General features: G+C 68.2%; 20 protein-coding genes. 4 read left to right on the top strand and 16 right to left on the bottom strand.

What is annotated here, in order from left to right:
* The first annotated feature begins 29 nt into the window (after window positions 1–29).
* From E4J16_RS03565 to E4J16_RS03555, 3 genes are read left to right on the top strand one after another with little or no spacing between them, the layout of a single operon-like run.
* Window positions 30–830, top strand: coding sequence for a succinate dehydrogenase cytochrome b subunit (locus tag E4J16_RS03565; protein ID WP_204519928.1), 801 nt, complete (start codon window positions 30–32; stop codon window positions 828–830).
* Entirely contained in the window at window positions 827–2788 is a 1962-nt protein-coding gene (locus tag E4J16_RS03560; protein WP_136193816.1) for a fumarate reductase/succinate dehydrogenase flavoprotein subunit, read from the top strand. Before E4J16_RS03565 ends, E4J16_RS03560 begins: the two co-directional genes overlap by 4 nt.
* Window positions 2785–3540, top strand: coding sequence for a succinate dehydrogenase/fumarate reductase iron-sulfur subunit (locus E4J16_RS03555; protein WP_136193817.1), 756 nt, complete (start codon window positions 2785–2787; stop codon window positions 3538–3540). Before E4J16_RS03560 ends, E4J16_RS03555 begins: the two co-directional genes overlap by 4 nt.
* 23 nt (window positions 3541–3563) lie before the next feature.
* Here the strand turns inward: E4J16_RS03555 and E4J16_RS03550 are convergent, their stop codons facing one another.
* From E4J16_RS03550 to dapC, 15 genes are all read right to left on the bottom strand, one after another.
* Window positions 3564–5135, bottom strand: a complete 1572-nt coding sequence (locus E4J16_RS03550) for a glycoside hydrolase family 32 protein (RefSeq protein ID WP_136193818.1) — start codon at window positions 5133–5135, stop codon at window positions 3564–3566.
* A complete protein-coding gene (locus E4J16_RS03545; RefSeq protein ID WP_136193819.1) occupies window positions 5132–6190 on the bottom strand; it encodes an ABC transporter ATP-binding protein in 1059 nt (352 codons plus the stop codon). Before E4J16_RS03545 ends, E4J16_RS03550 begins: the two co-directional genes overlap by 4 nt.
* Complete coding sequence (locus E4J16_RS15635; protein WP_240038252.1) at window positions 6187–7191, bottom strand: ABC transporter ATP-binding protein; 1005 nt, start codon at window positions 7189–7191, stop codon at window positions 6187–6189. Before E4J16_RS15635 ends, E4J16_RS03545 begins: the two co-directional genes overlap by 4 nt.
* 1 nt (window position 7192) lies before the next feature.
* Complete coding sequence (locus E4J16_RS15630; protein ID WP_136193820.1) at window positions 7193–8125, bottom strand: ABC transporter permease; 933 nt, start codon at window positions 8123–8125, stop codon at window positions 7193–7195.
* 12 nt (window positions 8126–8137) lie between these two features.
* Entirely contained in the window at window positions 8138–9118 is a 981-nt protein-coding gene (locus E4J16_RS03530; RefSeq protein WP_136313281.1) for an ABC transporter permease, read from the bottom strand.
* Window positions 9119–9167: 49 nt separating this feature from the next.
* Window positions 9168–10823 (bottom strand): ABC transporter substrate-binding protein, encoded by a 1656-nt coding sequence (locus E4J16_RS03525; RefSeq protein ID WP_240038251.1) that lies wholly within the window; start codon window positions 10821–10823, stop codon window positions 9168–9170.
* 108 nt (window positions 10824–10931) lie between these two features.
* The gene (locus E4J16_RS03520; RefSeq protein WP_136313280.1) at window positions 10932–11942 is read right to left on the bottom strand and encodes a LacI family DNA-binding transcriptional regulator; all 1011 of its coding nucleotides are present in this window, start codon (window positions 11940–11942) and stop codon (window positions 10932–10934) included.
* A gap of 825 nt (window positions 11943–12767) precedes the next feature.
* On the bottom strand, window positions 12768–13601 hold the full coding sequence (locus E4J16_RS03515) for a class I SAM-dependent methyltransferase (RefSeq protein WP_136313279.1): 834 nt from the start codon (window positions 13599–13601) through the stop codon (window positions 12768–12770).
* Between the two features lie 73 nt (window positions 13602–13674).
* Window positions 13675–15063, bottom strand: coding sequence for a citrate synthase (locus E4J16_RS03510; protein WP_136313278.1), 1389 nt, complete (start codon window positions 15061–15063; stop codon window positions 13675–13677).
* A gap of 237 nt (window positions 15064–15300) precedes the next feature.
* Window positions 15301–16782, bottom strand: coding sequence for a glycoside hydrolase family 1 protein (locus E4J16_RS03505; RefSeq protein ID WP_136193826.1), 1482 nt, complete (start codon window positions 16780–16782; stop codon window positions 15301–15303).
* Window positions 16779–18125: a PTS sugar transporter subunit IIC gene (locus E4J16_RS03500; RefSeq protein ID WP_136193827.1), complete on the bottom strand. Its 1347-nt coding sequence runs from the start codon at window positions 18123–18125 to the stop codon at window positions 16779–16781. Before E4J16_RS03500 ends, E4J16_RS03505 begins: the two co-directional genes overlap by 4 nt.
* A 1-nt stretch (window position 18126) precedes the next feature.
* Window positions 18127–18486, bottom strand: coding sequence for a PTS sugar transporter subunit IIB (locus E4J16_RS03495; RefSeq protein ID WP_204519927.1), 360 nt, complete (start codon window positions 18484–18486; stop codon window positions 18127–18129).
* A 1-nt stretch (window position 18487) separates the two neighbouring features.
* Window positions 18488–18931 (bottom strand): PTS lactose/cellobiose transporter subunit IIA, encoded by a 444-nt coding sequence (locus tag E4J16_RS03490; protein WP_136193828.1) that lies wholly within the window; start codon window positions 18929–18931, stop codon window positions 18488–18490.
* The gene (locus E4J16_RS03485) at window positions 18928–20841 is read right to left on the bottom strand and encodes a BglG family transcription antiterminator (RefSeq protein ID WP_168709457.1); all 1914 of its coding nucleotides are present in this window, start codon (window positions 20839–20841) and stop codon (window positions 18928–18930) included. The genes E4J16_RS03490 and E4J16_RS03485 overlap by 4 nt, the downstream gene beginning before the upstream one ends.
* A gap of 157 nt (window positions 20842–20998) precedes the next feature.
* Window positions 20999–22225 carry a succinyldiaminopimelate transaminase gene (dapC, locus tag E4J16_RS03480; protein WP_136313276.1) on the bottom strand — a complete coding sequence of 409 codons (1227 nt, stop codon included), beginning with the start codon at window positions 22223–22225 and terminating at the stop codon, window positions 20999–21001.
* A gap of 162 nt (window positions 22226–22387) precedes the next feature.
* Between dapC and E4J16_RS03475 the strand changes: the two genes are divergently transcribed.
* Window positions 22388–22840 (top strand): helix-turn-helix domain-containing protein, encoded by a 453-nt coding sequence (locus E4J16_RS03475; RefSeq protein WP_136313275.1) that lies wholly within the window; start codon window positions 22388–22390, stop codon window positions 22838–22840.
* A 25-nt stretch (window positions 22841–22865) separates the two neighbouring features.
* On the opposite strand, the gene E4J16_RS03470 is transcribed toward E4J16_RS03475, so the two are convergent.
* Window positions 22866–23840, bottom strand: a complete 975-nt coding sequence (locus E4J16_RS03470) for a DUF3039 domain-containing protein (RefSeq protein ID WP_168709456.1) — start codon at window positions 23838–23840, stop codon at window positions 22866–22868.
* Window positions 23841–23845 lie beyond the last annotated feature (5 nt).

Below are 23845 nucleotides of genomic sequence, written 5' to 3'. Positions count from 1 at the left end.
GCAGGACATCGTCGTCGAGGGGAGCTCCGATGCCCGCACCAACCCGCTCCCACGCCCCAAACGCCGGCACCGCTGCGCCGGAAGGAGCATCGCAGGCGCCAGCGCGCGGCGACCTGCCCGCACCCCGCCCCAGGCGCCGCGCCCGCCCGTCCTTCACCACGCTGAAGACGACCATGGCGCTCACCGGCACCTTCATGGGGCTGTTCGTGCTGGTCCACATGATCGGCAACCTCAAGGCCTTCCAGGGGCCGGACGCCTACAACCACTACGCCGAGTGGCTGCGGGAGATCGGCTACCCGCTGGTCCCCCACGAGGGCGTGCTGTGGATCCTGCGGCTGGTGCTGGGCACCTGCCTGATCCTGCACGTGGCGGGCGGAATCACACTGTGGTGGCGGGGCCGCCGCGCCCGCGGGCCATACCGCCGCCAAGGCATGCGGAGGCGCGCGCTCGGCGCCCGCTCCATGATCATCACCGGCGCCCTGCTGCTCGTATTCATCGCCGTGCACCTGCTGGACCTGACCATCGGCCGGCTGGTGGCGCCCGGAGGCTTCCTCACCCCCACGCACGCCGACGGGCAGATGACGGCCTACGCGTACGAAAACCTGATCGCCAGCCTTTCACGACCTCCCATGGCGGTCTTCTACAGCCTGGTGATGCTGGCCATCGGAGTGCACCTGGCGCAGGGCCTGTGGTCGGTGGTCAACGATCTGGGCGGAACCGGCAGCAGACTGCGCCGCGTCTGCCTGGTGATAGCCATCGCCGTCGCCCTGGCCATAGCGATCGGCAACGGCATGCTGCCCCTGCTGGTGTTGAGCGGAGTGATCTCATGAGCGCCGTCCCCCCGCCCCCGGTCGACGACCTGTACGACGTCGGCCCCGACCTGGACCCGCACCTGCCCAACTGCCCGCCCGAGGACGCCTGGGCGCGCCGGCGCGACGAGTACCGTCTGGTCAACCCCGCCAACCGGCGGCGCCTGACCGTGATCGTCGTCGGCACGGGCCTGGCCGGCAGCGGGGCCGCCGCCACCCTGGGCCGACTCGGCTACCGGGTGGAGTGCTTCAGCCTGCACGACCTGCCCCGGCGTGCCCACTCCGTGGCCGCGCAGGGGGGCATCAACGCCGCCCGCGCCCGCAAGGTCGACGGCGACTCCCTGAACCGGTTCGTGAAGGACTCCGTCAAGGGCGGCGACTACCGCGGCCGCGAGGCCGACGTGGTGCGCCTGGGGATCGAGTCGGTGCGGGTCATCGACCACATGTATGCCATCGGCGCCCCCTTCGCCCGCGAGTACGGCGGCCAGCTGGCCACCCGCTCCTTCGGCGGCGTGCAGGTGTCCCGCACCTACTACACGCGTGGGCAGACCGGCCAGCAGCTGGAGGTCGCCTGCGCCCAGGCGCTCCAGGAGCAGATCGACGCCGGAAGCGTGCACATGCACTCCCGCACCGAGATGCTGGACCTGATCGTCGCCGACGGGCGCGCCCAGGGCATCGTCACCCGCGACCTGCTTACCGGCCAGATCCGGGCCTGGACGGCGCACGCCGTCGTCCTGGCCACCGGCGGCTACGGTAGCGTCTTCCACTACTCCACCCTGGCGATGGCCTCCAACGCCTCGGCCACCTGGCGGGCACACCGCCGCGGCGCCGCATTCGCCTCCGCCTGCATGGTGCAGTTCCACCCCACCGCGTTGCCGGTCTCCTCCCACTGGCAGTCCAAGACCACGCTGATGAGCGAGTCCCTGCGCAACGACGGGCGCATCTGGGTGCCCAAGCGGCCCGGGGACGACCGGCCCCCGAATGACATCCCCGAGGAGGAGCGCGACTACTACCTGGAGCGAAAGTACCCGGCCTTCGGCAACCTCACCCCACGTGACGTCGCCTCCCGCAACGCCCGGGAGCAGATCGAGTCCGGGCGCGGCGTCGGGCCGCTGCACAACTCCGTCTACCTGGACTTCCGCGACGCCCTGCAGCGCCTGGGCAAGCCGGTGATCGCCGCCCGCTACGGCAACCTGTTCGACATGTACCTGGACGCCACCGGCGAGGACCCCTACGAGGTGCCCATGCGCATCGCCCCGGGCGCCCACTTCACCATGGGGGGCCTGTGGGTGGACTTCGACCAGATGTCCACCATTCCGGGCCTGTTCGTGGGCGGGGAGGCGTCCAACAACTACCACGGCGCCAACCGGCTGGGCGCCAACTCCCTGCTGAGCGCCTCCGTGGACGGCTGGTTCACGCTGCCGCTGTCGGTGCCGAACTACCTGGCCGGACTCGTGGGCACCGGCGCGCTCGCCGACGACGCCCCTGAGGTGACCGCCGCCCTCGCCGACGCCCGCAGCCGGGTGGAGGCGCTGCTGGCAGTTGGCGGCACGCACCGGCCCGTCTGGTTCCACCGCCGCCTGGGCGAGATCCTGTACGCCGACTGCGGGGTCAGCCGCTCGGAGGCGGGGCTGCGCCACGGCCTGGACCAGGTGCGGGCACTGCGCGAGGAGTTCTGGGCGGATGTGAAGATCGTCGGCGGCGCCGAGCGTCTCAACCAGGAGTTGGAGAGGGCACTGCGAGTGGCCGACTTCCTGGAGCTGGCCGAGGTCATGATCCTGGACGCGCTGGATAGGCGCGAGTCCGCCGGGGCTCACTTCCGGGAGGAGTACGCCACCGCGGAGGGCGAGGCCAAGCGCGACGATGCCGACTGGTGCACCGTGTCCGCCTGGCTGACCGACGCCTCCGGTCGGCACACGCGCCGCAGTGAGCCGCTGAGCTTCTCGCTGGTACCGATGCAGGTGAGGGATTACCGATGAGAGTGGAACTGGAGATCTGGCGGCAGGACGGGCCGCGCGCCCGCGGCCGCTTCGAGAACTACACCGTGGACGACGCCGAGCCGGAAATGAGCCTGCTCGAGCTGCTGGACCGCCTCAATGACCAGATCATTGAGCGCGGCGGCGAGCCGGTCGTATTCGAGTCCGACTGCCGCGAGGGCGTGTGCGGCATGTGCGGCTTCCTGGTCAACGGCAAGCCGCACGGCCCACAGGACAACACCCCTGCCTGCCGCCAGCACCTGCGGGCCTTCCCCGGCGTCACCCACTTCCGCCTGGAACCGTGGCGCTCGGCGGCCTTCCCGGTCATCCGCGACCTGGTGGTGGATCGCACCGCCCTGGACGAGTTGATCCGCGCCGGCGGGACGGTGGACGTGGCCGCGGGAACAGCCCCCGACGCCGACTCCGTGCCCCAGCCCTACCTGCAGGCGGAGCAGGCTCTCGACTTCGCCGCCTGCATCGGCTGCGGCGCATGCGTGGCCGCCTGCCCCAATGGTGCGGCCATGCTGTTCGCCGGGGCGAAGCTGGCGCATCTGTCGCTGATGCCGCAGGGCCGCCACGAGCGCTCCCGGCGGGCGCGGCGCATGGCGCAGACGGTGAATGAGATCTTCGGCCCCTGCTCCCTGTACGGGGAGTGCGTGCCGGCCTGCCCGGCGGGCATCCCGCTGACGGCCATCGCCGCCCTGAACCGGGAGGTGCTGCGGGCCGGCCTGCGCGGCCGCACCCGCGACAACTGAGCCCGCCGGGCAGGTAGCGGCGGCTACGGCCGCAGGCGGCGTCCCGCGCGCCGGGTCGAGCGCATGGTCCATACCGAGCCGGCGCCGACTCGCGCACGCGCTCCTGTAACCACCACGCGAGTCGACTCCGGGTCGGTCGGGTAGACGCGTGCGGACAGCGCACGCCGGTCGCTGAATACCTCCAGGGTTGAGCGATCCAGGATCACCCTCAGACGCACCGGGTCATCGGCGTCGCCGCGGGTACGCACGGGCATGGTCACCGTCCGGGCCTCGACCCCGGGCTCGTGGGAGGCATGCGAGGGATCCACGCGAATCGTGCAGCCCTCAGGACCCCGATCCACACGAATCACGGTCCGCTCCCCACTGCCCGGCTCATCCCCGGCGTGGTCGAGGACAACCTCCGCATATCCGCACGCGTCCAGGCTGAGCTCCAGCTCGATGTCCAGCCCGCCGCCGCAAATGGACGACGCCGGCCGCGCGCCGTCGACGGCGCCCTGCGGGATCTCCTCGTGCCGGTCCCGCAGCCGGGTGAGCTCCGGCACCGGCTCGACGGCGAGTGCATCGCCGTCGGCCGACAGCAGCCGCGGCACCGTCATGACGCCGCACCAGCCGGCACGGGCCACGCCGCGCTCATCACGCGCCTCCGGCATCCAAGCGAACTGGATGCGCCGGCCGGCTTCATCCAGGTAGCTCTGGGGGGCATAGCACAAGCGCCCGCCCCAGTCGACGCGTTGCAGGCGGGCGGGGCGGAAACGGCCCTCGCTGTAATCGCCGACGAATGCCAGAGTCTCCTGGGGATGCCCCTGGTGCCACGCGGAGAAGATCAGGGCGTGACGCGCCTGGCCGCCGGTGCCGTCGGGAGCGGCGGGCTGCAGGGCGATGAGGTCGGGGCACTCCCACATGCTGGCGGTCCAGGGATCCTCCGGGACCCCCCGCCAGTCGGAGCCGACGAGGATCGGCCCGCGATAGGTCCACTGGCGCAGGTCCGTGGACGTATACCGCAGGACCGCGCCCCCGCGGTCCGCGGTTCCCGCCCCCATCAGCTGCGTCCAAGACCCGTCTGACTCCTGCCATACGCAGTGATCACGGAAGTCGGTGACCGGCAGCTCACCGGGAGGGCCGGCAATCAATGGATTACGCGGGTCCTTCTCCCACTCGATGAGCAGGGGATCCGTGGCATCGGCGGCAACCGCGAGGGCCGCCGCCTGACGGCCCCCGTGGTTGGCCGAGTAGACGAGTGCGGGACGACCGTCGTCGACCACCGCGACCCCTGACCAGCACCCGTCATCGTCCGGCCCCTCACCCGGGCGGGCGGGGGAAAGCGCGATGGGCAGGTCCGTCCAGCTCAGTAGGTCCCGCGAGACCGCGTGCCCCCAGTGGATCCGGTGGTGCGTCGGCCCCTCCGGGTTGTACTGATAGAACAGGTGGTGCAGACCATCGCGCTGGAGCAGGCCGTTCGGATCATTCATCCACCCCGCGGGCGGCGTGAAATGAAAACGCGGGAGGAGCGGATCGGCCTGCGCGCGCATCACGAGTGCGTCCTCGGCCGCTCTGCCATCCGCGGGCGCAGGCTCGGGGCATACGGTGGTACTCACGGTGCTACAGCCTCCTCAGTTGCTTGCACGCCACTGCCCATCTCGGTGGTCAGTGCGGTGCCTGCGGCACCTCTCGGAGGGTACAGGTGGCAGCGCACCCAGTGGTCCTCGCCGACGCGGTGGCGCACCGGTTCCGTCTCCGAGCAGGGCTCGGCACCACCCGCGTGCGGGCAGGACACGGGGTGAAGCACCTGCTCGCGCAGTGCCTGACGCTCCTCCTTGGTGAGGACGAGGCGCCGGGAGGGGTCCGGAACCGCAGACAGCAGCAGCCGCGTATAGGGGTGGTCCGGGTGAGCCATGATGTCCACCGATGGCCCCGATTCCACGAGCTCTCCGCCGAACAGCACCGCCGTGGTGTCAGCGACGTACCGGGCGCTGGCAAGATCGTGGGTGATGTAGAGCATCGAGAGCCCCCGCTCGTCGCGGAGCTTGAGCATGAGGTTGAGAATTCCGATGCGTACCGACACGTCGAGCATGGATGTCGGCTCGTCCGCCAGCAGGATCTCCGGCTCGCAGGCCAGCGCCCGCGCAATTGCGACGCGCTGCCGCTGACCGCCCGAGAGCTGGTGCGGGTAGGAGTCGAGCATGCTCGTCTCAAGGCCAACGGTCTCCATGAGCTCCGCGGCGGCGCGCTCACGCTCCGCCCCGCGCAATCCGGATTGGTGCAGCGCAAGCGAACGGCGCAGCACGTGGCCGATTGTGTGTACCGGGTTGAGCGACCCGAAGGGGTCCTGGAACACCATCTGGACGCGACCGCGGTAGGACCGCGAGACTCGGCGCGGCTCTTCAGCGAGGATGTCACGTCCGTCAACCAGGAACCGCCCCGAGGTGGGCTTCTCGAGCCGCGAGACGATCCTGGCGATCGTGGACTTGCCCGATCCGGACTCGCCTACCAGCGCGAGAATCTCCCCCTTGTGGAGGGTCAGGTCGACGCCGGAGAGGGCGTGGACGACTTTCCGTGAGAACAGGCCGCCCTGACTGAAGTCCTTATGCAGGTCTTCGATCCTCAGCACGGGTTCTCCCAGGGGCGGGGTTACGATCAGCTGCTCACTCATGACAGCTCCTTGTTGGCATAGTCGGTCTGCGAGGGATTGCCGTGCACGGGGGAAACCCAGCGCCCGGGCGCAGCCTCAACGAGGTCCGCGATCGAACGGGCCCAGGGGCGGTCCGCGCCGTCGCGGGAGTCGGACAGTCCGGTGCGGCGCACCCGCGGTCCACTGATCGGCGGGAATGCCCCCATCAGTGCGCGCGTGTAGGGGTGAAGGGGGTCGGAGAAGATCTCCTTCGACGGCCCCATCTCCACCAGGCGCCCTCCGTACATGACACCCATCCGGTCGGAGATATCAACCATCAGGGAGATGTCGTGGGTGATGAACAGGATGGAGAAGCCCAGGCGGTCCTTGAGCTCAGTCACCTGCTCCATGATCTCCTGCTGGACCACCACGTCGAGCGCGGTAGTCGGCTCGTCCATGATGAGCAGCGAGGGGTTGAGCGCCAGGCCTATGGCGATGACCGCGCGCTGACGCATACCGCCGGAGAGCTGATGCGGGTAGCTTCTGAGCCGATCGGCGGGGATACCCACTACTCCCAGCAGTTCCGCGGCGCGCTCGCGCGCCTCCCGCTTGGAGACTCGCTCATGGGTGGTCAGGACGTCGATGATCTGGTCACCGACCGTCATCACCGGGTTGAGCGCGTTCATCGCGGATTGGAAGACCATTGCCACTTCTCGCCACCGGAATCGGCGCAGCTCCTCCGCGGACATGCCCAGCACGTCGCGGCCGTCGAAGGTGATCGATCCGTGGGTGATCTCGGCCGGGGGCTTGAGCAGCCGCATGATCGCATTGGCGGTGGTGGACTTTCCGCAGCCGGACTCCCCGGCAAGCCCTAGGACCTCTCCCCTGCCGATTGTGAAGCTCACGCGGTCCGCACCGATTACGGAGCGGGCGTCGCCGCTGTACTCCACACGGAGACCATCAACCACCAGCAGTGGCTGGTCGTCTGCAGACCGGTGGCCGGAATCTCCCGAGCTCGCCGAAGTGGTCATGATTTCACTCATGTCATGCCTCCACCGCAGTCGCGCCCTCACGCAGCGCCTTCCGGGCGCGCTTAGAGGGCTTGCGCAGACGGGGGTTGGTGACCTCATCCACGCCGAAGTTGATCATTGCCAGCGCGAACGCCACCAGGGCGATGCACAGACCGGATGGCAGGAAGGTCCACCAGCGACCGGTCATGAGCGCGCCGTCGTTCGACGCCCAGTACAGGTTGGTCCCCCAGGAGACCACCGAGGAGTCGCCCAGGCCGAGGAACTCCAGGCCGGCCTGGCTGCCGATGGCCGCATTGACGCAGCCGAGGATCGTGGACATCACTATCGAGGCCATATTCGGCAGGATCTCCCCGAACATGATCCGCAGCGGACGCTCACCCGTGACGAGGGCGGCCGCAACGAAGTCCTTCCCCCGCACGGACAGCGCCTGGCTGCGCATTACCCGCGCAGCGCCCGCCCATCCGGTGACCACCAGGACGATGATGATCGTCCCCTGGCCCGGAGGCATGAAGCCCGCGAGCACCACCAGGAGCGGGAGCCCCGGAAGCAGCAGGAACACATTGGTTACGACGGCGAGGATGCCGTCGACCGCGCGGCCGAAGTAGGCCGACGCCAGCCCGATGAGCAGGGCCACGAAGGTCGCGATGATGCCGACGCTGAGCCCGACCGCCAGCGAGGAGCGCGCCCCCCACAGGGTCATGGCGAACACGTCCTGGCCCTTCGGAGTAACACCGAACCAGTGCTCAGCGCTGGGCGGCGCAGCCGTGGAGGAGGTGATCCGGGCCGGGTCGCCGGGGCTGATGACGGGCGCCAGCAGGGCCAGGGCGATGAACAGCAGCAGAACCGCGATCCCGAACAGGGCCTTGCGGGAGTTCAGGAGACTGCGCAGAATCCCGGTTGAGCGACGGCTCCGCGCGGATGGCATGGCTACCAGTGGGTTTCCCATGACTGGCTCCTTTCAGGCGGTCCGCACGCGCGGGTCGAGGCGGACGTAGACGATGTCGACCAGGAAGTTCGCGGCGAGCACCGCAGCCGTGATCGTGAAGAAGATCCCCTGCATCAGCGGGTAGTCGAGCGCATTTACCGCACTGAGCAGCTGGTAGCCGACGCCCGGGTAGGCGAAGACGACCTCGGTGAGCATCGAGCCGCCGACGATGAACCCCAGGGACATGCCGAAGCTGGTCACCGAGGGAAGCATCGCGTTACGTGCCGCGTACCGCAGCATGATGCGGGAGCGCTTGAGCCCCTTGGCCTCGGCCATGACGATGTAGTCCTCGGAGTTGGTGGAGATCATCGTGTTGCGCATCCCCAGCGCCCAGCCGCCCAGTGACACCAGCACAATGGTGGAGGCCGGCAGCACCAGGTGGTAGGCGACGTCTCCGAGGAAGGCGGGGCTTGCCCAGTCCGCGACAATCCCGGCGGTGAACGCATGCCGCAGCGGGAACCAGCCCAGGCCGGTACCGAAGACATACAGGCCAGCCATGGCCAGCCAGAAGTAGGGGAATGACCCCAGGAACACCAGCAGCGGCGGGAAGACGGAGTCGATGAAACCGCCCCGGTACCAGGCGGCGATGATCCCGAGCAGATTGCCGAGCAGCACGGCGATCAGGAGGGCGACGGCGCCCAGGAGGATGGTCCACCCGATCTGGCTGCCGATCACCGCCGACACCGGACTGGGAAACCGGGAAATGGATACCCCCATGTCACCGGTCAGCATTGACTTGATATATGAGATGTACTGCTGCCACATGGGGCGATCGTCGAGCCCGAACAGCTGCTGGAGCTGAAGGGCCTGCTCCTCAGTCAGTTTCGCACCGCCCTTGGCGAACATGCGTGATACCGGGTCGCCCGGCATCAATCGGGGCAGCAGGAAGTTCAGGGTGATTGAGGCCCAGAATGCGAGCAGATAGAATCCCAGCCGTTTTAGGACGTAGGACATGCGTCACTCTCCTTGCGCGGTCGCGTGGACGAGTCGTACCGACGGGGCTTCAGGCCCGCGGCTCGAGGCTCGTGAGGATCAGCACCGTCGTCGTCGACCTGGTGCTGAGAGAGGCGTATGCGTCCTCCTCAGTCGGCCAGCCGGTGAAGTTGACGTCGGTGTAGGCGCCCCACTCCGGGCCGGGGAACAGCGGAATTACCGGCCAGGTCTCAAGGAAGCGAGCCTGGATCTGCTTGCAGATCTCCTTCTGCTCATCCTCGTCGAACGTGGCTGCGAACTGTCCCAGCAGCTCGGTGGCCTCTTGGTCGCCGAAGCGGTGGTAGTTCTCAAAGGTCTGCTCGCCGACGGGCTTGACCTTGTCGACCGACATGGCGGACTGGTAGTAGGTGTAGGGCGTGGCGCCGACGGAGGACCAGCACACTGCGGTATCAAAGCTGCCGTTCTCCAGGGAGGACGTGACCTCGGACCAGTCCGGCGAATCCACGGTGGCAGTGATCCCGACGTCGGCGAGGTTCTGCACAATGATCTGCGCGACGCTCAGCCAGTCCGAGGATGTTGAGCCCACCGAGATAGAGAAGCTGAGCTCGCTGCCATCGGGATTGCTGCGCCTACCATCGGCGCCCTTGGTATAGCCGGCCTCGTCAAGCGCCTTTTCAGCAGCCGACACGTCATAGGTGCACAGCGGGGAGGCGAGCGCCTCCGGATCCTTCCAGTCGGCGAATCCCTCCCCCATCCCCGTAGGGTCGACCGGGCTGGCATAGCCGCTCATACCCGTCTGGCACACCGCCTCACGATCGACGACTTGGCTCACTGCCTTGCGGAACGCAGGGTCATTGAAGGGGGCCTTGGTGGTGTTCAGCGTCCACTGAATCGTCGAGCCGATACCGGGGAACCAGTAGTGGCGGTGCTCGGAGTCCTTGTCCACGTAGGCGGTCTGGATGTCCGCCATGTACTGCGGCGCCCAGTCGACGTCGCCGTTGATGGCGGCCAGGTTCGCCCCGTCATTGCCCGCGAAGGCGAGCATGCGGATGCCGGGGATCTTGACCTTGTCCTTCTGCCAGTAGGTCGGGTTGGGCATGAGGTCGAATGACTGCGCCTGGAAGTTGGCGATCTCCGTGAACGGACCGGTTCCGACCGGGTTCTCGTTGGTGTCCTTGGCGGGGTCATCGATCTTGGACCAGACGTGGTCCGGCGTGACAAGCTGCTGGCCGAGCTCGTACAAGGCGACGGAGTACGCGCGGGAGAAGGTGAATACGACGGTGTGATCATCCTCTGCGGTGACCGTGTCCAGGTAGTCGTAGCCGCCGAGCGTCTTGAGCTGGACGTCGAAGGTGGTGACCACGTCCTGGGCGACCAGGGGATTGCCGTCAGACCACGTGACGTCCTCACGCAGGTGGAAGGTCATAGACATGCCGTCCTCGGCGGCCTCCCACGACTCGGCCAGCCACGGCACGGTATCGCCCCGCACCGCGTTGAAGATCAGCATGGGCTCGTAAATCGCCTGCGCAGTCATGGGGGCATTGTTAGGCGAGAACGGATTGAAGTTGCGGGTGAAGGTGCCCATGTCCTCACGGGGGATGGTGAGCAGCCGTCCCGCGGACTCGGCGGAGTCAGTGGAGCAGCCGGCCAGCGCCAGCAGCGCGGCGACCGATCCGATCGCTCCTCCGGCAAGGGCCTGACGGCGGGACAGGGTAATCGGGGACATAGTGGTGTTTCCTTTCATCCTTGAAGGGAGAGTCGGGTCTTCAGAGAGGGTGGATAGCCATTCGCGCAGGAGTACGCGGACGGCCGGGACACTAAGAATGGGGGTCGGTCAGGCTGAATGGCGCGCCACCAGCGCGCAGTCCAGGACTTGTCGGCGGGGCACCTCCTTCCCCCGGGCCATGGCGTCGAGCGCGTCGACGCCGCTTCGCCCCAGAGCGTCAAAGGGAAGCGCCACCGTGGTCAGCTCCGGATGCAGTCCCGCCGCGATGATCTCCTGGTTGTCCACGCCGACCACCGCGACGTCCCGGCCCACGCTGAGTCCGCGCTCCTTGATGGCGTCATAGGCGCCCATCGCCATACGGTCATTGGCGCAGAAGATGGCGGTAGGCGGATCATCCCGATCAAGCAGTCGGCAGGCTGCGGCATATCCGCCCTGGGCGGTGGCTCCGCCGACGACGACGAGGGACTCGTCAAGCGGAACGTCACATTCCGACAGCACCTTCTCATAGCCGTGGCAGCGCCCCACGGCCGCTGGAATGGTGGGATCGAGGCCGATAAGTCCGATCCTGCGGTGACCCGCGTCCGTGAGAGCACGCGTCGCCAGCACCCCGGCCTGCTCCTCATCAGGCAGCACCGCAGGCAGGTCGGTCGCAGAATCGAAGCAGTGCAACAGCACAGTGGGTAGCTCACGGGCCTCGTCCGGCAGCCGCACCTCCCGGTGCGAGCCGGTGGCGTAAATGACCCCCTCGACCCGGTGCTCAAGCATCGTGGCGAAGGCCTGCCGGTCGACTTCAGGCTCGCCGGTGGAAGCCATGATGAAGATCGTCATCCCGAGTTCGGCGGCGCGCCGCTGCGCACCGACCACAGTCTCGACGGCGAAGGGGCCGGTGACGATCTCGGTGACCATGCCCAGAACGCCCGTGCGCCGCTTCGCAAGCGCACGCGCACCGGCGTTGGGCCGGTAGCCGACCTCCTTGGCAGCCGCGAGCACCTTGCGCCGAGTCCCCTCCGGGATGGCGCTGCCCGGACGGTTGTTCAGCACGAATGACACCGTCGTACGGGACACCTCAGCAGCCCGCGCAACATCGGCCATCGTCGCGCTACGTCGTCGTGCAGCCATGAGTCTTCCTCGATTCTCGGCGAGCAATGCCGCGACACAATTACGCGAGTTACTAACGCGCGTAAGTTGATTGCGGGCACATGTTACGCGCCGATACAGGAAAAGTGTCAAGACCCGAACACAGGACGTTAGTGCGACGTACGCCACACGGACACGGCGCCCCTACGCACCGCTAGGTGGTGTTGCGTGAGTCGTTTTAGGCGGTAGGGCGATGCCGGCGATGTGGGTGGTGGTCTGGTAGCGGATGGCGACCTCGTCGCAGCTGGTGGCTACGGGGCCCGTACTTTGAGTGGGCTGCGTGTGCCCGTGGAGGACGCGGAGTCGCCTTCGGGGGCACGCTCGCGACTTCGGGACCACACCACATTCGCGCCTTCGGGCGCACGCTCCCGCCCCGATGGACCGCCCACGCCCCGATGGACCGCCCACACCCCGATGGACCGCCCACACCCCGATGGACCGCTCACGCCCCGTTGGACCGCTCACGCCCCGTTGGACCGCTGTAACCAGCGGCTACGGCGGTCCAACGGGGGCACAGGGGTCCAACGGGAGGACAGGGGTCCAACCGGCAGGCTCAACAGCCGCACACCGCCGCCTAACCGCGCACCCCCGCCCAAGCACCCACGCCACCGGACTCAGACGCGGCGCGACGCCGCAACTTTGCGACGTCGTCGGACTCTGGGACAGTCACACGCTCCGCCCAAGCCCTCGCCGACACGGCCCGAGCCCCGAGCCCTCGCCGGCACGGCCCGGGCCCCGAGCCCCGTCCATTCGAGACTCTCCGGCGGGCACGACACCAGAGACAGCCGCCCCCGATGCGGCCAGAGGCTATTCGGGCTTGTGGGCGACCAGGGCGACGCCCACCATGTCCCGCTCGTAGCGCTTGAAGGTGCGGCGCATGAGCAGCACGCGACGGCGCAGCTCGGCGTCGGTGAGCACATTGCGGGCAATGCGCGCAAAGCCGCCCAGGCCCTCGTCACGCAGGTTGCGGCTGAGCTTGAGCAGCGCCATGGGGGCCGTGTCCACCCAGTCGACCACCAGGCCGGCGTCCTCGAGCAGCTGCCGCCAGGCCGCCGTCGTCATGGGGCGGGCGTTGACGTGGATGGCGCGCGCCAGGTCCTTGCGCAGCTCGGTGTAGCGCGCCTCATCGATGTCATCCGGGACCACGCCCAGCTCGTGGATCGCGTAACGGCCACCCGGGCGCAGCACCCGCGCCGCCTCCGCGACGATCGCCGCCTTGGCCTTGTCCCCCTGCATGCTCAGCATGGCCTCGCCGACGACCACGTCGGCACTCGCGCCGGGCAGGCCGGTGTGCGCGGCCTCCCCCTGACGGACAGTGCCACGGTCGCCGACGACGGCGGCCACGCGCCGGGCGGCGTCGGGGTCCCGGTCGATGGCGGTGTAGGAAGTCGGGTCCGCCGCAATGATCTCCGCCGCCGTACGCCCCAGCCCGGGGGCCAGCTCAACGACGTCGGCACCCGCCAGGCGAGCGTGACCGAGCATGGCGGCCGACAAGGCGGCACCGCCGGGACGCAGGACGCGCTTGCCCGCACGGGCGAGCACCCAGTGCCCGGGCGCGGTCGCCACGGGGCGGTCGGCATAGGGCAGAGGCGGCTCGCCGGAACCTGCGGATGCATCCGGAGCGGGGAGCTGATCATTCATGTGAAGCAGTGTAGCCTCACCTCAGCTCCCCGGCACGTGTCGGGCATGTGACGCCGGAAGAGCGGCTCCGGCGTCACACGCGCGGAACGCGGTCCAAGGTGGGCTCACCGACGCGGGTGTCGAGGTACTCGCGCACGTGCTTGCGACGGTGCATGGCCACGTAGTGACGCTCGACCTCCCCGGTGTACACCTGGCGCGGGCGGCCGATGCGCTTGGCCGGGTCGTGCATCATCTCCCGGTACTGGGCGATCCAACCGGGCAGCCGCCCGAGCGCGAACAGCGGGGTGAACATCTTCGTGGGGAATCCCATCGCCTGGTAGATCAAGCCGGTATAGAAGTCGACATTCGGGTACAGGCTGCGGGAGACGAAGTAGTCGTCCGACAGGGCGACCTCCTCCAGCTCCATGGCGATCTCCAGCTTGCGATCCCCGTCCTTGGAGCCCAGCCGCGCCAGCACCTCGTGGGCGGTCTCCTTCACCAGGGCGGCACGCGGGTCGTAGTTCTTGTATACGCGGTGCCCGAAGCCCATCAGCCGCACACCGTCCTCCTTGTTCTTCACCTTGCGGACGAACTCGGAGGTGCTCATGCCCTCGGACTGGATGGTGTCCAGCATGCGCAGCACGGCCTCGTTGGCGCCGCCGTGCAGCGGCCCGGACAGGGCGCCGACACCCGCGGCCACGGACGCGTACATGTTGGCGTCGGAGGAGCCCACCAGACGCACCGTGGAGGTGGAGCAGTTCTGCTCGTGGTCGGCGTGCAGGATCAGCAGCATGTCCAGGGCGCGTACCACGGTGGGGTCGATGTCACTGGCCTGGTAGGGCATGCCGAAGGTCATGTTGAGGAAGTCCTCGACGTAGCCGCGCTTGGGGTCGGGGTACAGCAGCGGAAGCCCGATCGCGCGGCGCGCAATATAGCTGATCATCGTCGGCATCTTGCTCAGCAGCAGGACCGTGGCCAGCTCGGTCTCATAGGGGTCGTGCGGGTTGAGGGTGTCCTCGTAGTAGGTGGCCAGGCCGGCGATGCCGGCCTGGAGAATGGCCATGGGATGCCCGGATGACGGGAATGAGGTGAAGAAGCTGCGGAAGTCCTCGTGCAGCAGCCGGTGGCGGCCGATGCGCCGCTGGAAGCGCTCGAAGGTCTCAGGGTCGGGCAGCTCCCCATTGATCAGCAGGTAGGCGACCTCCAGGAAGGTGGAGGACTTGGCCAGCTCCTCGATCGGGTAGCCGCGGTAGCGCAGGATGCCGGCGCCGCCGTCGATATAGGTGATGTCCGAGGTGCAGGCGGCGGTGTTGGTGAAGCCGGGGTCGAGCGTGACCAGGCCCGTGGTCCCCAGCAGCTTGCCGATGGCGAGCCCGTCGGAGCCATCGGTGGCCAGCGCACGCGGCAGCTCCAGGCTCGTCTCGCCGACGGCGAGCACCCCGGGGGCGTCCTGGGCGCTGAGATCAGTGGGCGTTGCGGTCATGAATGTCTCCTTGCTGGCGACGGCGGGCCGCGGCAGCGTACCCCGGCCTGCCCGGAACCATACCGGCCCGCGGGCGTCGTCGTCGCCCCGGTCGTCCCTCCGGGTCCGTACTCCAGCCGGGGACCCGGACGACGGCGGGCGCGCCCCCGCCCGTCAGCCGGCGAACAGCGCGGCCGCGCCGGGTGCGTGCGCGGGCCGGAGCGGGGACCGTGCCCCGCCCCGGCCCGCACCCGAGGGCTACAGCTCCCTGCCGTTCGAAGCGATCACGCGCCGGTACCAGTCGAAGGACTGCTTGCGCGCACGGTCATAGGTGCCGTTGCCCTCATCGTCGGCGTCCACGTACACGAACCCATACCGCTTGCTCATCTCGCTGGTGGACATCGACACCAGGTCGACGCAGCCCCAGGGCGTGTACCCCATGAGCTCGACGCCGTCGTCGATCGCCCTGCCCAGCTCACGGATGTGGCGACGCAGGTAGTCGATGCGGGCCTCGTCCCGGACGACCCCGTCCGGACCGGGGGTCTCGCGTATGCCCACCCCGTTCTCCACGATGAACAGCGGCAGCCGGTACTTGTCATACAGAGAGACGAGCGAGTAGCGCAGACCCTCCGGGTCGATCTGCCAGTTCCACTCACTGACCTCCAGGTACGGGTTCTTCACCCCCGAGGACAGGTTGCCGCTCACCCGCTCGCGCTCGCCCTCATCGCGGGCGGAGACGAGCGACATGTAGTAGCTGAAGGACAGGAAGTCCACGGTCCCGACGGCGAGCTCGGCCCGGTCCTGCGCGGTGACGTCGATGCGCAACCCCTTGCGGGCCCAGTCCCGCTCCACCCACCGCGGGTATTCTCCGCGCACGTGGACGTCCGCGGCCATCTCGTTGTCCCGGTTGGCGCGCTGCGCCAACAGCTGGTCCTGAGGGTGGGCGGTGAGCGGATAGTGCAGCAGCTTGGTTAGCATGCACCCCATCCGGGCGTCGGGGACGAGCTCGTGCAGGAGACGGGTGGCGCGCGCCGAGGCAAGCAGCTGGTGGTGCAGCGCCTGATAGCAAACCTCCTCCAAGTTCATGCCCTCGAACTGTTCGGCCAGCAGCCCGGCGGTGGTGAAGGGATGCCGGAAGATCGAGTCGACCTCGTTGAAGGTCAGCCAGAGTTTCACCTCATCGCCGTATTCCCGGAAGCACACCTCGGCGAAGCGCATGAACATATCGACCATGGTGCGGTCGTACCAGCCCCGGTGGTTGAAGACCGTGGCGAGCGGCTGCTCGTAGTGGTGCAGCGTGACCAGCGGCTCAATGCTCCGCTCACGCATGGCCTGGAAGAGATCATGATAGAAGCGCACCCCGGCCGCGTTGGGCTCGTCCTCCTCCCCGGTGGGGAACAGCCGACTCCACTGGATCGAGACCCGCAGGGTCTTGAAGCCCATCTCCGCCATGAGGTCGAGGTCCTCCCGGTAACGATGGTAGAAGTCGTTGCCGCGCCGCTTGGCGTAGGGGCCCTTGTAGTCGGTCCACTCCAGGGCGGCCCGTATGTCGGCCATGGTGATGGCATGGCCGGCCCGGTAGTCGCGCGGATCGATCTCGGGCTTGTGCCGGGTGACGTCGGCGACCGACGGCCCCTTGCCGTCCTCGTTCCAGGCGCCCTCGCACTGGTTGGCGGCCAGCGCCCCTCCCCACAGGAAGTCCTCGGGGAATACCGGCTGCAGTTCGTCCAATGCGTTCATGCGGAAACAGCCTCCTTGCTGTCGGTGGGCGCGGCGGCGCCCTGGTCCTGGGATTCGCGCGTGGCGCGGCGGTCGTCGATGGCGACGAAGGGCACCCACATGAGGGTGGTGGCGATCAGGATGATCGCCTGCACCACCACCCCCTGCCAGCCGAATCCGATGAATCCGTTGATGAAGACCGGTACCCCGAAGGGCACGTCCACGGTGTTGGCCTGGATGAACCCCAGGTTCATCGCCACCATGGCGATGGCCGCCGAGATACCGGTGTTGAAGACGAATGGGATCGCATAGATCGGGTTGAGCACGAGCGGGACGCCGAACACGAGCGGCTCTGAGATGCCACAGACGGCCGGGACGAAGCCCAGTCGGGAGATCATCTTCAGGTCCTCCTGCTTGGACATCAGCGCACCCACGATCGTCAGGCCGAGGATGCCGCCGGCGCCCCCGAGGACGATGAAGGTCACCCAGAACCCGTAGGTGAGCGGCTGGGTCGGTTCCGCACCGGCATTGACCGCCGCGATGTTGGCGGCGATGGCGGTGGCGAACAGCGGGTTGCGGATCGGGGAGATCACCAGCCCGCCGTGAATGCCGAGGAACCAGAACAGCTGCGCGAACACGGCCATCAAGATGATGCCCGCCGTGGACTGGAAGATGACCTCCAGCGGGTGCTGTAGCACCGCGTACACCCACTCGTTCAGGTAACTGCCGGTGGCCAGCCGGAACAGCACCCCGAAGACGGCGGAGAAGGTCAGGATGAGGAACACGGGGATCAGCGAGTTGAAGGACTGGGTGATGGCGGGTGGGACGGAGTCCGGCATCTTGATTCGCAGCGCCTCGATCCCGGACAGGCGGCGGAACAGCTCGGTGATGACGACGGTCCAGATGATGCCGATGAACAGTCCCTGAGCGCCGAGCGCGCCCTCACCGAGCCCGGCCGCGGTGCCGCCGTCGGCCCCGTCCTCAAGCAGTGCCTGCACACTCTGCGGGACGACGGTGACGTAGGCGGCCACGCACAGGATTGCGGTGGCGTGCGTGGGGGTGTCGTTGCGCTTGGCCAGCTGCCAGCCGAGCAGGATGACGATGGGAATCGTCATGAAGCTCATGGTGGCGAAGTTCATCGCGGTGAATGCACCGTCGAGGTTGGCGAGCGCGGGGAGCCAGCGGGCCAGCCCCGTCTCCTGCGAGGAGACCAGGGAACGCAGCAGACTGGCGAATGAGCCCACGAGGATGAAGGGCAGGAAGTAGCTGAAGGAGTTCTTCAGCGAGTTCAGGTACTTGTTGTCGTCGACTTTCTCGGCGACGACAGTCAGGCCGTCGGAGAAGCGGTCGGAGAATGAGGCCATGTCACTCGCCCTTAGTGAGTGCCTCGGCCTGGGCGATGACGGTGGCACCGTCGCCACGTCCGTAAGCGCGCGCGTCGATGACCTCAACGGGGGCGGAGTCGCCGACGACGGCGCGCACCTTGCGCAGGACGTGACGCACCTGCGGGCCGAGTAGCACGACGTCGAAGTTGCCGAGCTCGGACTCGATGGACGCCTGATCGGCTGCCCAGATCCGATAGTGCTTGCCCTGCGACGCCGCGGCGTCCTTCATCCGCTGGACGAGGATGGAGGTGGACATGCCGAGCGCGCAGGCGAGCATGATGCGCAGGGTGGGCTCGCCCTGGTCGGCGGTCCCGCCGGTCTGGGGCGTCTGGTCGGTCATTTCAGTTCTCCTTTGTGTTCGTGTCGGTGTCGGTTGCGGTGGTCTGTTCCGCCGGGGCGGTTGGGTTGGTGCGCGAAGCTGCCGCCGGCGGGAGTCGCGCCTCCAACTCGTGGATCCGGGAGTAGACCTCGATGAGCATCTCGGCGTTCTCCTTGGCCATGAGCGCCATGGTCAGGTGGTCGTTGGCGTGCACCAGGACGATGTCGACGTCCACACGGTCCTGACCGGCCTCCCGCTGCAGGAGGGCGAACTGGATGTCATGGGCCCGCCGGAAGTCGTCGTCGGCCCGGACCAGCGCCTGACGGGCGGCATCCAGCCGGCCGTCTCGGGCAAGCTCGACGGCCTCCACGGCCTTGGACTTGGCCGTCCCGGCGGCGAGGATCAGCTCGAATGACACGGCGTAGGGGTCATCGGGGTTATCGGCCCCCGCTTGCTGCTCGCTCATGCTTCCTCCTGTGGTTGTTGGGTGATCTCTCGGATTGAGCGGACAATGGTGGAGAAGTCGCGGGTGGTGATGAGCTCGGTGATGTGCGTTTCGCTCATGAGGTACTTGGACAGGTCCCGGTAGAACAGCTGCAGGTCCTTGCCCTCCCGGATGGAGATGGACACCAGGCATACGACCTGCACCGAGTTGCGGGTCCATCCGATGGGCTCGTCCAGGACGCCGACGGCGATGAAGGTCTCCTCACTCATGGCCACCTCGCCGTGAGGCATGGCGACCCGGTTGCCGAAGTCCGTGGGCGCCAGCGCCTCTCGCCGCAGGACCGAGTCGAGGAACACCGCGGGCAGGTCGTGCCTGGTGCGGGCGAGTCGGGTCAGCGCCTCGATCGCCTCGCGAGGAGTGCGGGCATCCAGGTGGGGAATGAACAGTTCGGGTGAGAAGACCTGGTCGATCCGGGTGCTCGGCTCTCGTGTCAGTGCCCGCCGCACCCGCCGGATATCGGCGTCGTCGAGGAGCGGGCCGATGGCGAGGACGGGCGGACCCGCCCCGGCGTCGAGGGGGAGCGTGGTGAGCACGAGGTCGGTGTCCGGCTGCGGCCGTGCGGGCTCCCCCGCGCCGACGGTGATGAGCGACTCGATCAAGTCTCCGAGCCGTTCGCGCAGCTGCAGTTCGATGAGGCGGGTCGCCGCGCCGTCGGCGTCGGACACGAGCACCACATGCTTGCGCCGTTGTTCGGGGCGTCGGCGTTCGAGGGCAAGCGCGAACCACAGGGCGACGTACCCGGCCTCGTCCTCGGAGACGGTGCGGCCCAGGTGACGGGCGAGTGCGGTGCAGGCCTGCACGGCCACCGCGTAGGCGAGCGGGTAGGCCTGCTTGATGCGCTTGAGGCTCTGGTTGGGCATCCGCATCTGGAAGCGCAGGCGCACCAGCAGGGGGATCGTGTGCTGCACGAGGGAGGCCCGCAGCTCATCGTCGTGTTTCAAACCCAGACCGAAGCCCTCATCGACAATGCGGAGCATCTCATCGACCACCTGGCGGGCCTCGACGATGGACTGTGAGTCGGAGGCGTCGGCGGGGCAGGTGAGCACCCTGCGGCCGGCGAAGTGCAGCGCCAGGTAGTAGCGCTCCTGCAAGGGGTAGGTCAGTGCCAGGTCCCGTTCCAAGCGGTCGAGGATCTCGGCGGCGACATCGAGTTCAGCGTCGGTGACGTACTGCCGCAGGCCGGTGGTCTCGCCCGTGATGGTGCGGCCGGCCCGGACCCGGTTGGTGGCGATCGCGAGGTGCAGAACGACGCTGCGCACCACCTCCTCCGACACGGGGATTCCGTGTGCTTCCAACACCTGGTGCACATGCCGGTCCGCCCGGCCCACACCCGGTTTGAGGTCCTCGGCCGCGAAGCGCGGCCCCCGATCGGAAGGGTTGTAGACGGTTGCCAGGCAGGTGCGGATGTCGAGTTCTGCGCCGATCACGCGCACACCCTTGTAGGGGCGCCGGTCGACGAGCAGGTTGCACTCGGCGAGTATCCGCTCCACCTGGGCCAGATCCGCCGTCACCGTCTTCTTCGACACGAACAGTGCCTGGGCGATGACCTCGAGCTTGATGTAGTCCCGCGCGGTCAGCAGCAGCCGCAGCAGATAGCGCTGGCGTTCCACCGCGGTCACGGGAGTGCCGTCGACGGCGCCGCGGGTGTCCTTGAGATCGGCGAAGGCGTCGGCGTCGGTAATGGTGAGGGTGTAGCCGGTGCCGGGTTTGGACTCGATACGGGCGCCGCCGTCGGCCAGGGCCCGGCGTGAGCGCGACAGCAGGTTGCGGATGGTGCGGCTGGTCACTCCGAGGCGCCCGGCGAGATCGTCGGCGGTGACGACATCGGCTTCCTGGAAGGCGTCCAGCACGTCCCAGATGCGCTCGTCCACCGTCCGCCTCCTTCGCCGTCGTCGCTGACGACCAAGAAGGTATTGGGATCGGCGGGCAGCCTCCATCCCGTCGTTTTCCGGGACACTCCGGAAGCTGGCGGCGCCGGGGCGCGGCGGTGCCGGTCCCGCGACCGCACGAGCGCGGGCGCGCCCCCCGTCAGCCGGCGAACAGCGCGGCCGCGCCGGGAGCGTGCAGGCGGCGGACGGCGGCGGCCACCCGCTCGTCGGTGTCGGTCAGGGACATGCGCACGTGCCCGGCGCCGGCCGCGCCGTAGAAGTCCCCGGGGGCGACGACGATCCCCAGCTCGGCGAAGGCCCCCACCAGGTCCCAGGCGCTCATTGACGCCGGCCCGCTCAGCCACAGGTACAGGCCGGCAACCGACTCGGAGTCATTGACCAGGCCGACGGCGGCCGTCGCCTCCACCAGCGCCTCACGCCGGGCCCGGTAGACAGCCTGCTGCGCCACTACATGCGCGTCGTCGGCGAGGGTGGCAGCCAGGGCGGCCTGCACGGGCGCCGGCGGAAGCATGCCGGTGTGGCGGCGCACCTCGGTTACAGCGGCCACCAGCTCCGGGTCGCCGGCGAGGAAGGCGGCGCGGTAACCGGCGAGGTTGGACTGCTTGGACAGGGAGTACAGGGCGAGCAGGCCGCTGAGGTCCGGCGCGCCGTCGGGGCCGGTGCCGGTCACGCGCGCATCGAGCAGGCTGGGAACGCCATCGGTGGCCCAGGGCTCTTCCCAGGCGAGCTCGGCGTAGCACTCGTCGGACAGGACGACGACGCCGCGCGCCCGCGCCCAGGCGACGATGCGGGCGAGCTGGTCGACGGAGAGGACGTGCCCGTCGGGGTTGCCAGGGCTGTTGAGCCAGATGGCGACGAGCCGACCGTCGGGCAGCTCCCAGGTGTCGGGGTCGGCGGCGGTGTCCACCGGGACGGGGGTGGCGCCGGCCAAGCGGGCGCCGACGTCGTAGGTGGGGTAGGCGGCGCGTGGATGGGCGATGAGGTCGCCGGGGCGGGCGCCGAGCTGAAGCGGCAGCTGAGCCACGGACTCCTTGGAGCCGATGGTGGGGATGACGGCGGCGTCGGTCAGGCCGAGCACGCCGCGGCGGCGGCGCATCCAGTCGATGATGGCGGCGCGCACCTGCGGCGTGCCGTCGGCGGGCGGGTAGCCGGGGGCGTTGGCGGCGGCGGCGAGGGCCTCGCGGGCGACCGCGGGGCTGGGGTCCACGGGCGTGCCGATGGACAGGTCGACTACGCCGCCCGGATGCTGAGCGGCGCGCTGCCGGTAGGGGCGCAGGGAGTGCCAGGGGAAGTCGGGCAGCGCGAGCGGGCGGGGCAGGGCGGCCGGGGCGGCGGGGCCGGGGGCTGGGGGCGTGGAGGCGTTCACGCCACCATTGTGTCGCGTTCTAGCGTCGGCGTCGGCGCTCTGGCAAACCACGGCGTGAGGCGTCTCATCTTCCGATGCCTCTCAAACACTTGCTACACCTGATGCATCTGCTACATTTATCGCAGACGATGCAGCGCCTGCTGCTCGTCCAAGGAGATCCCGATGGCCACCACGATCAGCACTGTAACCACTGTTAACGCCTCCTCCATTGATGAGCAGGGCATCAATGTCCTGCTTGACGCCGCTCGCCGCCTCCCCCAGGGATCGCCGCTGGCGATTCTGCTGGAGAACATGTTGTCAGCCCTGCGCAACGGCGTCGACGTCGCATCGCTCAGCCTCGATCGTCCAGTCACCCCTAATCAGGCGGCGACAGCTCTAGGTATGAGCCGTCCGAGCGTATACAAGCTCATGGACTCTGGCCTCCTGAAGTTCCACTACGTCGGCAAGGACCGCCGCATTCCGGCGACTGCCCTGGTCGATTACCTCGACCGTCGAGAGCGTGCCAGCGCGCAGATGGCGGAGGACCTGGCTAACCGCGACCACACCATCGCCCAGGCGGTGGACGCAATTGCGCCGCTGTCCGCCGAGGATCTCACCGAGCTCGAAGAACTCTGATCCGCTCGCCTTACGGCGCGTGCAGCTACCGCAACCACTCACCGCACAAGGCACGCACAGCTCGCCCCTCCACCGCGCTCTCGGCAATCAGTTCCTTGCGGGTGTAATGAAGATGAGTAGGCCGGAGACGTTCACCAAGGGACGTCTCCGCCAACTCGCCCACTTCATCTGCACACTCCACCGCCACGAGCCATTGCAGACGAGACGCCGGGACGACGAAGGAGTAGTAGACACCCGAGCCGTCCGGAAGTGCAACGGCTTCAGGACGTGTAGGACCGGCCAGAAGTGTCACCGCCTCGGCGATGGTTGTACGCAGCAAAACATCCTCCGCCCGCCTTGTCACGACCGCCATGTCTAGGAGCGCCTCGCCTCGCAAGCCCTTAGCCGCATCGACCTCCGATAGGTCTGCCACGACTGACACCGTGATCGTCGACGAGAAGGTAGCTGAACGCTCGGATGCATCTCGGCCGGGTTGTTTCCGCCGCACCAGGAGCTCACTGCTGTGGTCATTCGCCACCGCCGCAGCGCCAGCCGCTCCGATGATCGCCGCTAGCGTATGTATGCGCCACCTACGTATTTCGGCTCGAGCCTGTTCCCGTTTTCGAAGAGAGTGATCCACCGAGCGGGGCATCCAGTCGTGCGCGCGAGCGGAGGTGAGTTGGCCCGCTACGGTGGAGTGAAACCGGTCATGGCGCTGCGCGTAGACAATCCACCCGGTTCCATCGTCGTCGATAATCATGGCCCCACGCCACGCCGCACCTTCACGGGTCCGCAACTCGAAGACAGGTCTACCAGCGGCGGCAGTGGCCTCGACATGCCTATCTGCTCCGTGGGCGAGCGCCTTTTTACCGGCCTCGATCAACGGGTGTGGCAGTTGGCTGACATCGACATCAGCAAGATCGCTCCAACGTGACCTACGGATCGCATCCGGGATCAGACCGCTGTACGACTCCGCAGGCAACATCTTGAGCGTTCTCACGGTCGGACGAACCTCGAACATGTCAC

Source organism: Actinomyces procaprae (genome assembly GCF_004798665.1).
Classification (GTDB): Bacteria; Actinomycetota; Actinomycetes; order Actinomycetales; family Actinomycetaceae; genus Actinomyces; species Actinomyces procaprae.
This window is presented reverse-complemented; position numbering and strand designations above follow the sequence as displayed.